The 11455-nt window shown below is 59.1% G+C and carries 13 protein-coding genes and 1 pseudogene; 7 read left to right on the top strand and 7 right to left on the bottom strand.

What is annotated here, in order from left to right:
- The first annotated feature begins 21 nt into the window (after positions 1–21).
- The 3 genes and pseudogenes from IPM54_10995 (at position 22) to IPM54_11005 (ending at position 2453) form a co-directional block, all read left to right on the top strand.
- Positions 22–856: pseudogene (locus IPM54_10995) on the top strand (ATP-binding protein).
- Positions 853–1152 (top strand): hypothetical protein, encoded by a 300-nt coding sequence (locus IPM54_11000; protein MBK9260350.1) that lies wholly within the window; start codon positions 853–855, stop codon positions 1150–1152. The pseudogene IPM54_10995 and the gene IPM54_11000 overlap by 4 nt, the downstream one beginning before the upstream one ends.
- Before the next feature lie 518 nt (positions 1153–1670).
- On the top strand, positions 1671–2453 hold the full coding sequence (locus tag IPM54_11005) for a hypothetical protein (GenBank protein MBK9260351.1): 783 nt from the start codon (positions 1671–1673) through the stop codon (positions 2451–2453).
- A gap of 566 nt (positions 2454–3019) precedes the next feature.
- Here IPM54_11005 and IPM54_11010 read toward each other — a convergent pair.
- Positions 3020–3634 (bottom strand): hypothetical protein, encoded by a 615-nt coding sequence (locus IPM54_11010; GenBank protein MBK9260352.1) that lies wholly within the window; start codon positions 3632–3634, stop codon positions 3020–3022.
- Positions 3635–3882: 248 nt separating this feature from the next.
- Between IPM54_11010 and IPM54_11015 the strand changes: the two genes are divergently transcribed.
- Positions 3883–4254, top strand: a complete 372-nt coding sequence (locus IPM54_11015) for a hypothetical protein (protein MBK9260353.1) — start codon at positions 3883–3885, stop codon at positions 4252–4254.
- A gap of 3 nt (positions 4255–4257) precedes the next feature.
- Here IPM54_11015 and IPM54_11020 read toward each other — a convergent pair whose 3' ends face one another.
- Both IPM54_11020 and IPM54_11025 read right to left on the bottom strand, forming a co-directional pair.
- The gene (locus IPM54_11020; GenBank protein MBK9260354.1) at positions 4258–4467 is read right to left on the bottom strand and encodes a hypothetical protein; all 210 of its coding nucleotides are present in this window, start codon (positions 4465–4467) and stop codon (positions 4258–4260) included.
- Positions 4464–4892, bottom strand: a complete 429-nt coding sequence (locus IPM54_11025) for a putative metal-binding motif-containing protein (GenBank protein ID MBK9260355.1) — start codon at positions 4890–4892, stop codon at positions 4464–4466. Before IPM54_11025 ends, IPM54_11020 begins: the two co-directional genes overlap by 4 nt.
- Before the next feature lie 65 nt (positions 4893–4957).
- Here IPM54_11025 and IPM54_11030 point away from each other — a divergent pair, with 65 nt between their 5' ends.
- The 3 genes from IPM54_11030 to IPM54_11040 all read left to right on the top strand — a co-directional run bounded on the left by IPM54_11030 (position 4958) and on the right by IPM54_11040 (position 6865).
- Positions 4958–6211: a radical SAM protein gene (locus IPM54_11030; protein MBK9260356.1), complete on the top strand. Its 1254-nt coding sequence runs from the start codon at positions 4958–4960 to the stop codon at positions 6209–6211.
- A gap of 106 nt (positions 6212–6317) precedes the next feature.
- Positions 6318–6554 carry a hypothetical protein gene (locus IPM54_11035; GenBank protein ID MBK9260357.1) on the top strand — a complete coding sequence of 79 codons (237 nt, stop codon included), beginning with the start codon at positions 6318–6320 and terminating at the stop codon, positions 6552–6554.
- Positions 6551–6865 (top strand): type II toxin-antitoxin system RelE/ParE family toxin, encoded by a 315-nt coding sequence (locus IPM54_11040; GenBank protein ID MBK9260358.1) that lies wholly within the window; start codon positions 6551–6553, stop codon positions 6863–6865. The genes IPM54_11035 and IPM54_11040 overlap by 4 nt, the downstream gene beginning before the upstream one ends.
- Positions 6866–6885: 20 nt before the next feature.
- Here the strand turns inward: IPM54_11040 and IPM54_11045 are convergent, their stop codons facing one another.
- From IPM54_11045 to sthA, 4 genes are all read right to left on the bottom strand, one after another.
- Entirely contained in the window at positions 6886–8007 is a 1122-nt protein-coding gene (locus IPM54_11045; protein MBK9260359.1) for a hypothetical protein, read from the bottom strand.
- A 51-nt stretch (positions 8008–8058) separates the two neighbouring features.
- A complete protein-coding gene (locus tag IPM54_11050; protein MBK9260360.1) occupies positions 8059–8877 on the bottom strand; it encodes an STAS domain-containing protein in 819 nt (272 codons plus the stop codon).
- 155 nt (positions 8878–9032) lie between these two features.
- Positions 9033–9821, bottom strand: coding sequence for an alpha/beta hydrolase (locus tag IPM54_11055; GenBank protein ID MBK9260361.1), 789 nt, complete (start codon positions 9819–9821; stop codon positions 9033–9035).
- A gap of 173 nt (positions 9822–9994) precedes the next feature.
- The gene (gene sthA / locus IPM54_11060; protein MBK9260362.1) at positions 9995–11386 is read right to left on the bottom strand and encodes a Si-specific NAD(P)(+) transhydrogenase; all 1392 of its coding nucleotides are present in this window, start codon (positions 11384–11386) and stop codon (positions 9995–9997) included.
- Between the last annotated feature and the right edge of the window lie 69 nt (positions 11387–11455).

The raw sequence follows: 11455 nt of genomic DNA on the forward strand, positions 1-11455 counted from the left end.
GAATTTTCTGAAAGAGGACACATGAAGTCGAAACTCTTGACGCTTTACGGGCTAAAATTCAATCCATTTCGCCCGGACGTGCCGATTGAAGCGATCTACGCATCGCCCGCCATCGAATCTTTTTGCCAGCGTACGGCGGCCGCCGTGCAAGATGGCGGATTCGTCATGATTACGGGTGATCCGGGAATGGGCAAATCGGTCGTTTTGCGATTGCTTGCTCACCAAATCAAGCGGTTGCCGGATGTCGTGGTGGGATCCATCGATCACCCGCAAAGTCGCGTACCGGATTTCTATCGCGAGCTCGGCGACATTTTGCTGTGCCGCTTCGAGCAAGCAATCGGTGGGGTGGCTTCAAAGCATTGCGAGGGCGGTGGGCAGAGCACATCGGACAAACCTTGATGCGCCCGGTCCTCGCGATTGACGAGGCGCAGGAGATGCACGATGATGTCTTGTCCGAATTGCGTCTCTTGGCGAGCAAGGACTTCGATTCGCGGTCGCTGTTTTGTGTCGTATTTGCGGGTGACATTCGCTTGCCGAATCGATTTCCGGAGGCCGGAGCTCGTGCCGCTCGGAAGTCGAATTCGCCGGCGATTGAACCTGGAGCAAGCCTCGAACGAAGACATTACCGCGTGTCTCGATCATTTGCTTGCGGCTGCGGGTAATGCGACATTGATGTCATCGGCGCTCAAAGCGACGCTGGTCGAGCATGCGGTCGGCAATTACCGCATCATGATGCACATGGGCGACGAGCTCTTGGCGGCCGGGCGCCGAGCGCAATGCAGCGCAACTCGACGAAAAGCTCTTCCTCGACGTATTTCATCTGCAGCGCCCGAAGACCGGAGGAAAACGCCGATGATGCGCTCGCCGCCGCTGGTCATTCCATCGGTCAACGATATCCGATTTGCGCCCGAGCGTGCGTCGCTCGTGATTTTGCAAGCCGCGCTCATCGTAGCGGCTCGCGCGCTCGTGGTCGAACATCCGAGCGTCCAATCGCGTGACGATCCGCGGCTCTTCGATCCACCGACGCTCGCTCACGCTCGCGAATTGCTCGACCAATTCAATGAGCTCACAGATTCGCTCGAGCGCTACTTTGCCGCTGTGGATGCAGTGGCGGAGCCGAAGCGCGTCGCCCTCGACGACTCGATTTTCTAAGCCCCGAATCCATCAAATAGCGTGCATGAGTAATTTGCATGCAAAGCATCAAATAGCGCGCTACCTCGAGCAAAGCATCAAACACCGTGCACACGACGACGGGGCATCAATTTGCCTGCTCAGATGCGCGGACATCAAATAGCGTGCACGAGGGCGAAGGCATCAGAATGCGTGCACGAGGGAGCATCAGATAGCGTGGAGATGCTGAATCGATATGTGCACCGCGCGCCGATGTTCGCGCACCTTCGGCCATGCATGTTCACGTCGTTTGGCCACCTCCCCGAACCTTCCCAATCGATGTTCGCTTGACCGCCGAGGTCCGCGCACCTTCGGCCATCCACGTGCGCATCGCCATGGCGACTTCCCTGGACCTTCGCCAGCAATCCGCACATCCTTCCGAGGTCTGGTTTCACCTGCACGATCGGAGTTTCCGCCAAAATCGTCCGCCTGGACACTCGATCCACCTTGACGCCGGTCGTCCGCACGCATAGTGCGCTCGTATTCAACCTGGAGGTTTTATGGACGACGATTTCGATCCGTCGCGGTATGCGCGTGCTCCTAAGCTCGATGTGCCAAGCGCCATTGCGCTTTCCATCAAGCTGCTCGCGGCCATGCCCCAAAAAGCGCCTGCGCCCGTCAAAAAGGCCGCAAAGGCGCTCCGCGCCAAGACCATCGCTTTGCAATCAGCGTGGAAGGCGCGCGATCGCGTCGAAAAACGCCCCGACCCGCGGCCCATCGACGTCTCCGCGGACAATGCAATGAGCCGCCTCATCGGGCGCATCGAAGATTACGCGGGACTTCCTGCGGAAACGTACCCGCTGGCGGCACGAGCGCAGAGCATCCTTGGGACGCTATTTCCGAATGGCGCATCGTTTCTAAAAAGCGATTATGCTAGCCAATGGGCCGAGACGCAAAAGCGTATCGAGCGCATCGACGAAGAAAACCTCGAGGACGACATCAATGCCATTGCAGGTCCCGAGTTTCTCAAGGAAGTGCGGCGCATTCACAAGCTTTATGGCGAAGCCATTGGTGTGACGAAAGCGCGCAGCGAATCGCCCGTACCGAGCCTCGCGCAGCCGCTCCGTGACGTGGGCGCCGCAATGACGCTGTATGCGGTGCAATTGGTATCGGTGTGCGTCGATGAAGAAGCTTCCAATGAAGCGCGATCCGCAGCGCAGGAAGCATTGAAACCATTCGACGCACATCGAGCCGCAGCGGCGCGCCGAGATGCACAAAAAGGCGAAGATACCTCGATTACGCCAGATACAGCCGTCCCCGAAGTGTCGGACGCGCCGGTGTAGTCGCGGCAGTCAACTGGCGGCACACTTCCGCGTCGCAACACCCTCTCCAATCCCACGCTCAAAAATGACACCAAGCCCATCGCGTGAATTCGCTGTCCGCACCTCTTCAGCATAAAGATCGACGTGGTGCGAAGATCGCCGCCTACTTATGGCGTTTCTTCTTGTGGAGGCTTCCACAGGTCCCATCCCTCGTCCGGTGCTGGAACGCCGATACCAGCTAAAAACTCGCGAGCGACGGTAATGATAGCTCCTGGAGCGACCCGACTGATTGACCATGTATTCAGAAGCGTTCGCATTGCACGCGCTGGTCCTAGAATGCGTGCATCTTTCACCCTATTTTCGGGCCTGTCGAACATGGCAAGAAAGTCATCGAAAAGCGCCAGAACCTCCTCGTGCGTAGCCAGTTTGGAATCCTCGATCTGCGCAAGATATCACGGTGCGGCAAATACGGTCATAAGATTTAAAACTCCACTCAACGTACGTATCAGCCGCGTTTGCTGCTCTAGCCTGGATTGATCGGTACGCGCCTGATCCGGCTCACTATCTTCGCTCATTGGCTCTATCCTTCAATACGGTATGCAGAACGGTCCAACAAAGACGTCCTTGAATGATGAGATTGCGCCTGCGCCGACAGCCACAATCTTCAGCGGCGACGTGCCAGTCTCTACACACACATAGGAACACCACTTTTTGAACACGATATGTTTGAGAACTTCGGCGATCCAACTAGGACAACCACGGCAACCTGCGTCACCACACGCATCAACATAGCACATATGACGGACGCTAGGCGCGCCCATGGCGCAGCGGGCATTCATGGCGCAACCTTGATCACCACATTCAAACTTGGGTGATATTGCCAATTCATCAAGCGATTCATCAAAGCACGCTTGCCAAATATCCTCCAAATTCACATACTCAGATATGTCTTGCATACCGTGCTCGCCATTCATTGCATCACTTTCGCTCGTCAGGTGATCATTGTCAGGCGCGCTTTCAGGCGATGAGTCATTCTGCAGTGCGATCAACTGGAGCCGTGGTCGTACCATTTCAGGTACATCCGCGGAATTGGCGGCACCGCCACCACTACATGTGAACGCACGTTCGTCTGCGCTCATCAGCGCTTCGTCGCTGGCATGGCTGCTTGATGCAACCGTCGTTCCTGCAGCACTTCCCGCCATGCAGAAAAGAGCTACCCATGCAGACCGAGTTCGGCACATGACTTCCAAAGGTACATCGCCAGGAAGCATCGCCACAAGCAAGAATAGAACGGGCCGCGCACCTACGACGATCCATATTCAGATGACGTTGGTGATCCTCCGTCCGTAAGCGTGTCCGTCGCTATTGCCGACGTGACCGCATTGCGGCACACTCGCTCGACTCGTTACCGACAGCGGGAGAAGTCGTTGCAGCAACGGCTCTGTCGGGCGTGGGTTTTCCCATCGCGCTTGCCGAAGGCGTCGACCTCTTCCGCGCAGCGCTCGTGTGGGTCGTCTGGGCCGTCGCGTTTGCCCTCGCAACCGTCGCGGTACGAGCCGTGATTGCCCGAGCGAAACATGCCGGTCCTTTGCCGATCGTCACGGCGTATGTTGCGCTCGTCGGATCGATCGTGGCGAGCGTCGGTTTGGCACTCGCGGGTCAACTTCCGATGTCCGTGCCGATCGCGCTTGTACCGTTCGAAGTGCTGGGCCTCGGCGTGCTCGTCGCACCCGTGCATACGAAGCACTTGCGCAAGGTGGGCTGGGGCTTGGTTGCGGCGAGCGTCACGACGTGTGGGTTTGTCGTGACGTTCTTTCGTTGATGTTTAGTTTGCGGCGCAGTCGAGGTTTTGCGTCGAGCAGTTCGTCATGACGCACGTCGAGCACTCGGTCGTCGCCGCGGCTCCCGTGCAGATGTTGCTCCCACAATCGGTCATGCAGTCCGTGCAGGTGCACGTCTTCAGCGCATCGAACGCCGCTTCGCTTGCAGGTGTGCAGAACGGATCGGCAGGAGCACCGAGGCCCGTTGCCTTCACCGCTTGATCACACGTAGTGCACGCGCCGCCGCTTCCGCCGCTTCCGCCGCCACCGCCACTTCCACCACTTCCACTCGAAGAGCTCGACTCGAACTCGAAACACCATCGACGCCATCGCAGTTCTGATCGATGCCATCGCCAAGCGTATCGGTCGCTCCGGGATTCATCGACGCGTCGTTGTCGTTGCAGTCGGCGTAGTCCGGGTATCCATCGCCATCGAAATCGAAGCTGTCGCCTGGTGGGCCGCCGTAACAGGCCATCAGCGTGACGGCGACGAGGCCGCCGGTGGCAGCCGCGGCGACGCCCTTGACGAGGCCGCCGAGCTTCGAAGGTACTTTGACGTCCAACGATTCCGCGCCACAGTGCGGACACGCGGCCGCGTTCGTCGGAACGAACCCTTCACAATGCGTGCACGTGAGAAGCATGAATAAGGATCCTTTTTTGAAGCGCGCTCATTTCATCAGCGCGCCAATTGCATTAGCATAGTCGAATGGCGCTTCGTCGTGTACCCATCGTCGCGGGCAACTTCTACCCAGCGTATGTCGTCTGGGAAATCACGTTGCGATGCGATCAGCCCTGTGCGCATTGTGGCTCGCGCGCAGGAGGTCCGCGGACCGGCGAGTTATCCACGGACGAGGCGTTCGGGGTCGTCGAGCAATTGCGCAAGCAAGGAACGCGCGAGGTCGTGCTGATTGGGGGCGAAGCGTATTTGCACGAGGGGTTTCTGGATATCGTGCGCGCGCTGCGGAAAGCAGGAATTCGTCCCACGATGACGACGGGTGGTCGAGGGATCGACGCGGAGCTGGCGAATGCCATGAAGGACGCGGGCATTCACTTGGTATCCGTCAGCATCGATGGTCTTTCGCACAGCCACGACTTGATTCGGCGGGCAAAATCGAGTTTTGAAAGTGCAACCCGAGCGCTCGAACATTTGCGTCGTGCGGGAATTCGCATTGCGGCCAACACGCACATCAATCGAATCAATCGCGGGGATCTCGAAGCGCTCTACGAGCACTTGAAAACGTGCGGCATCACGGCTTGGCAGGTACAGATCACGGCGGCCTTGGGACGAGCGGCCGATCGCCCTGCGATGCTGCTACAACCGTATGATTTGCTGGACGTCGTTCCGCGAATCGTTGCATTGAAAAAACGTGCCTATCGCGACGGAATTATCGTGATGCCAGGCAATAACCTCGGGTACTTCGGCCCCGAAGAGGCGCTTTTGAGGTCCCTGAAAGAAGGCGGAAAAGATCATTTCGTGGGGTGCCAAGCGGGGCAGCGCGTTCTGGGTATCGAATCCGACGGCGGCGTCAAAGGCTGTCCTTCATTGCAGAGTTACGCCTATGTCGGGGGAAATCTTCGGGACAAACCACTTTCCGAAATCTGGAACGAAACCCCGGAGCTCACATTCACGCGCAATCGCACGGTGGACGATTTGTGGGGATTTTGCCGGACGTGTCCATTTGCCGAAGTATGCATGGGCGGCTGTTCGTTCACGGCCCACGCGTTATTTGGAAGGCCCGGGAACAATCCCTATTGCCATTTTCGAGCGCGAACGCTGGCAGCCCAAAACATTCGCGAACGGCTCGTGCCCACGACGGCGGCCGAGGGCAAACCGTTTGACCACGGACGATTCGAGATCGTGGAGGAGCCGTTTTCAGCGCCAGAACCTCAGACGGAAATGCCAAAGGAAACGCTCGTGCAGATCACGCGAGCGCCGCGGGCTGAACGAGATGCAGTGTGATCGCACGAGGCGATGCGCCAAGAAAAACCATGCTTGCGTCAGCATGCCGATGGGTGCATCCTGAAACGCATCGACGATCGCAAGTCCTCATGGTAAGCTCTCCCCGATGAACCTGCATCTGCTCAAGGGTCGCGTAACCGATGGACGCCTCGTCATTGATGCGCCCGTTCAGCTTCCGGAGGGGACGCAGGTGGATGTGGCTATCGTGGATCCCGGGGATAATCTCGACGCGGTGGAGCGCGCGCACCTTGACAATATGCTCGCGCAGTCCTGGGCACAGGCCCGCGCCGGACAGACTCGCCCGGCCAACGAGCTGCTCGACCGGCTACGCCGCAAACGATGACCATCCGACTCCGCACCACCGCCGCGGCCGACGAGGCAGTGGAGCAAATCGATTCGTGGTGGCGCGCAAACCGGCTGGCCGCGCCCGACCTGTTTCTCGAAGAATTTGCTGCAGCGCTGGCGCTACTGGTCGAAGCGCCCGACATTGGTGCGCCGTATCCGCATCGCACGATCTCCGGCGTCCGGCGGTTCTACCTCACGCGAACGCGGTACCACGTTTACTACGTGCATGACACGGACGCCGGTGAGGTCGTGGTCCTCATGGTGTGGAGCTCGGTCCGAGGCTCCGCGCCTGCGCTGCAGATGCGCTGACGAAACATATTCCAAATCAGTCAGCAATCCCTCACGGCATCGGCGGCGGCAATAACGGTTTGGCACTCCGTAACTCGTCCTCGACAAACCGCTCCACGACCGCCCGCGCGTACTTGCCTGCATCCGCATCCCCCAAGTCTGCCGCGACGTGATCGTGCAGCATCGAAAGCTCCGCACGACGTACGAACGACGGATCGATCCTGAGCACACCTATCCACGAAAGACCCAACACCGCCTCCCGCACCTTGCGATCCACCACGTGCTTCTTCGCGAGCACCACCTTGCCCACCACGTTCACCGCCGTCAGCGCCGCCGTCCGCTGACTCATCGGCAACGTCAACTTCGCCGCCGCCACAGCCAACATATCGCTCGTCGCTCGGTCGCCTTCGAGCACGTAACGAATGGCGTCCACAGCAGGCAACCCGGAACGCCTTCGCCGCTTCCATGCGCTGCCGCGCTTCACCATGCGCTGCCGTGATCTCTTCCGCAGGCAGCCCCGTCTTCTTGCCAATCACGAGCACCGCTTGCTCCTCGCGAGGATCCGTTCCTTCGAGCATGGCCGCGACAAACGCACCACGAAGCACCGCTCGAGCAAGCTTGGGAGGCAATCCTTCGGGCACTTCGAGCGCCCCGACCGGCATGGGCTCTTCGCTCGCAAGCGCCTTTTGTTCGGCCTCTGGAAGACCGAGCGATGCCACGAAACACCCTCGCTGCGCCCGCGCTTCAGGATGAAATTCGCCCGTCGCCGCAAGCACCGACGCGAGCGCTCGCGCGGCAAAACCACCGAACGATTGCACCCGCGCCACGTCCTTCTCGCTCGGCTTGCTCGTGAACAACGATCGCACGCCCCGCGCGCCATGTTCGAGCGACACGCCTTCGTCGATCACGTCGGACATCGCGAGCCATCGCGGAGGAGCGATCGGCGCAATCGCAGCCGACATCCGCAAAAGCCAGCTTTCCCATTGTCCCATCTGCTCGGGTGATGCTCCGCGCGCAATTGCTTGGAGCACCGACGATCGACGCTTGGAAAAATCACGCATCAGGTCGTCATCGAGACGAGCCGTCGATGCGATGAGGAAAAACACGTCGTCGCACAGCGTGAGATACGTGTTCGCGAGACATTCGTTGGGTGAACTTGCCACGATCGACATCTAGCAAACGCCTGCGCTGCATAGAAGCCCCGTGATGTCTCCTCAAGAACGCTCGGCGGCTTTCCCAATCCGGAGCGCAAGGCGGAGCCCCTCGTCGAGCGTCGCGAAGGTACGTGTACCTGGAAAAACCTCTCCGAGATGAACGAACACCCGAGCCGCTTCGCCTCGCACACCCACGATCATCGCCTCGGCTCCCAAGAGCGACGTCGCACGAATGATCGATCCGAGAGCATGTGCAGCATGCGCATCGACGAGGCTGAGACCCGTGACGTCGATCAACACGACGCGTGCACGATGCCTGGCCACGGCGTCGAGTATTTCTTTTCGCGCATGTTCGGCTCTTTCGGGTGAGATCTCGCCGATGAGCGGCACGAGCAGCACGCCGGCCCAAATGCGAAGAATGGGCAGCGAAAGCGCGATGAGCTGAGCCCGCAACCGCTCGATCATGTCGACCGTATGATCGAGCTCCCGTCTCTTTTGACCCAGCTCGACTTCGATCTCGTCGCGCCGAGTTTTGATGGTGTGGACGAGTTTTGCGCCGTATACGTCGGATATCTCGAATATGGCTTCGTAATAGACTTCGTCTACGAGTGAAAAAATGGCCAGTTTGTCGCGCGCGGCCACGCGTTCGTCCTTCAAAACTTGGGACAAACCGCGTTTGAACGAAAGAAATCCGCGCAAGATGGTCGACACGCGAAACTCGAGCGACGCGCGGAGACTCGTGACGTACTCGACGAATGCATGGAGCGGCTCGCGATCGCCCTTTTCGATGACCGCAACGTTGACCTCGATCACGCGTTCGACGAGGCGCTTGGTTTCCGAGCGAGGCCGTTTGCCCTGAAGGTCCGGCGAGGTGCCCACGACCCAATCCGTGGCCCGTTCAGCGATATCGTCGCGTCTGCGTGCCAGGATGTCGAAAAAAACCGAAGAAGAGGCGTCGCGCGCACTTTCGGCCCTGCGCGCGCGACGCGTCCTAACCCCCGCAATGATCCGCCCCCGAAGACGAGGCGACCGGCTCACGTGCGAAGTGCCGCAAGGAATGCTTCGAGCAATGCCGCAGTTTCACGCGACCGCTCGACTTGCACGTAATGCCCGGGCCCCGGGAGATAGGCGAAACGCGAGCCCGTTACTTTTGCGATGATTTCAGCGCGCAAAAATGCGGGAGGAAGGAACGGATCGTCGGTTCCGATGCAAAGCAGCGGTGCGCGGATATTGGTAAGCGCATCGGTGAACCCGCCGGTCGTCCAGGTCTTGAATGCGGACTTCACGGCCGTCGGCAAGGTGCGCATCGCATCTTCGATCAAACGATCCAGCGCGCCCTCGGGCAGATCTTTGCACGCCATCGTCAGGATGGTCTTGGTCGCTTCGCGATTGCCGCCCGAGTTCGAGAAGAGAGCTGCGGCATCATCGGGCAACGGGATACCACATGCGGGAACGGGGCAGAGCAGCACGGCACCTGCCACGCGGTCTGAATGATGCGCCGCGAGCCACTGCGCGATTTGACCACCCATGCTGTGCCCCACGACCACGAAGGACTTGGCCTTTTCCGCGTCGGCGACGGCGAGCACGTCGCCTGCGTAATGCGCGAGCGAGTAGACATCGGGGCTGTCGGGTTTGTCCGATGCGCCGCTGCCGCGCAAATCCACGACGAGCAGCGTCAGGCCCGCGCGATCGAGATGGTCGAGCAGGCTGTCGTATACCGCGCCCGACATCGTCCAGCCGTGAACGAGCACGACCACGCGAGAGCCTTCGCCAAATTTTCGATACGCAATTTTGTTACCATCTTTGGCATTCGTCAAAAGCATGAAACCGATCCCTCCAGCGGGCACCATTCCATTCTTGTCTCTGGGTATCAAGCCCAATGAGACGCCACCGGAACTTCGCGCTGCATTCGGTAATGCTCCGCTCGAAATTCCAAGGTGATGTGAATTGGAATCACAGTCGGCCGCGCGCTCGAATCCAATGTAAACGAACGGATTCAGAACACGCGATTGAGCCCGTTCAGCGCCGCAACTCGATACGCCTCGGCCATCGTCGGGTAATTGAACGTCGTGTTCACGAAGTAGAGGAGCGTATTCGCTTTTCCTTGCTGCGACATGATGGCTTGGCCGATGTGAATGATTTCGCTCGCATTGTCGCCAAAACAATGCACCCCCAAAAGCTCCAGCGTTTCGCGATGAAACAGAATCTTCAGCATTCCCACGGTGCGACCCGTGATCTGCGCGCGCGCGAGCGACTTGAACTGAGCTTGTCCCACTTCGTAGGGTACGCCTGCTTTGGTCAATTCGCGTTCCGTTTTTCCCACCGACGAAATTTCAGGCGACGTGTAAATGCCCGTTGGAATATCGGCCACGAGACCGAATTCGAGCCTTCCTTCGACGATGTGCGTCGCGGCAAACCTGCCCTGATCGTAGGCTGCGCTTGCGAGCGAAGGGAAACCGACCACGTCACCCACGGCGTAAATATGCGGCACCGCCGTCTGGTACGCCTCGTTCACTTTGATGTTTCCGCGTGAATCAACGGCGATACCCAGTTTTTCCAGGCCCATGTCATTCGTATTGCCGGACCGACCGTTGGCCCACAAAAGAACGTCGGCCTTGATTTTTTTGCCGCTTTTCATGTGCAAGATGACGCCATCATCGAGCCCCTCGACACGCTCGTATTCTTCGTTGTGTCGAATCAAGCACCCTAGATCACGCAAGTGATACGCGAGCGCATCGACGATTTCGTCGTCCAAAAACGACAGCAGCCGATCACGTGTATTGACCAGATTCAGCTTCACGCCGAGCATTCGAAACATACTCGCATATTCGCAACCGATCACGCCCGCGCCGTAGACGATCATCGATTGCGGCGTTTCTTGCATGTTGAGAATGCGATCCGAATCGTAAATGCGTGGATGCGTAAAATCGACGTCGGGCGGGTGATAGGGACGCGAGCCGCATGCAATCAAGAAATGCTGGGCCGTGAGCACATCGGTCGCGCCTTTTGGTTGGTCCACCTCGACCGTACGTTGATCGACGAACCGAGCGTGTCCTTCGACGACTTCCACATCGTTTCGCTCGTAAAACGTCTGGCGCATGCTGGTTTGTCGCCCAATGACGCTGCTGGCCGTCCTGTAGAGCTCGCCGAACGATGGCTGAACCGAGACGCCCCGCATACCTGGCACGTCACGCATCTCGACGAGACGCTGAATCGCGTGACGAAGCGCCTTCGAAGGGATCGTCGCGGTATGCGTACATGCGCCGCCCACTTCGGACCGCTCGTCGATCACGCATACCCGCTTGCCTTCCTTGGCACACTTCATCGCGGCCCCTTCCCCGCCGGGACCCGTGCCAATCACGATGACGTCGAACGCGCGAACACTCATGGCCGCAGATGGTACGTGGGAAGGCGAGGATGTGCAAGTGATGGGAAAAACGAGCAAAGGGCTAGCTCG

This window comes from Polyangiaceae bacterium, assembly GCA_016715885.1.
Lineage (GTDB): Bacteria > Myxococcota_A > Polyangia > Polyangiales > Polyangiaceae > Polyangium.

Coding starts and splice junctions, on each gene's coding strand:
- IPM54_11000 (MBK9260350.1), top strand. CDS start 853: ATGATGCGCTCGCCGCCGCTGGTCATTCCATCGGTCAACGATATCCGA.
- IPM54_11005 (MBK9260351.1), top strand. CDS start 1,671: ATGGACGACGATTTCGATCCGTCGCGGTATGCGCGTGCTCCTAAGCTC.
- IPM54_11010 (MBK9260352.1), bottom strand. CDS start 3,634: ATGGCGGGAAGTGCTGCAGGAACGACGGTTGCATCAAGCAGCCATGCC.
- IPM54_11025 (MBK9260355.1), bottom strand. CDS start 4,892: ATGCTTCTCACGTGCACGCATTGTGAAGGGTTCGTTCCGACGAACGCG.
- IPM54_11030 (MBK9260356.1), top strand. CDS start 4,958: ATGGCGCTTCGTCGTGTACCCATCGTCGCGGGCAACTTCTACCCAGCG.
- IPM54_11035 (MBK9260357.1), top strand. CDS start 6,318: ATGAACCTGCATCTGCTCAAGGGTCGCGTAACCGATGGACGCCTCGTC.
- IPM54_11040 (MBK9260358.1), top strand. CDS start 6,551: ATGACCATCCGACTCCGCACCACCGCCGCGGCCGACGAGGCAGTGGAG.
- IPM54_11055 (MBK9260361.1), bottom strand. CDS start 9,821: ATGCTTTTGACGAATGCCAAAGATGGTAACAAAATTGCGTATCGAAAA.
- sthA (MBK9260362.1), bottom strand. CDS start 11,386: ATGAGTGTTCGCGCGTTCGACGTCATCGTGATTGGCACGGGTCCCGGC.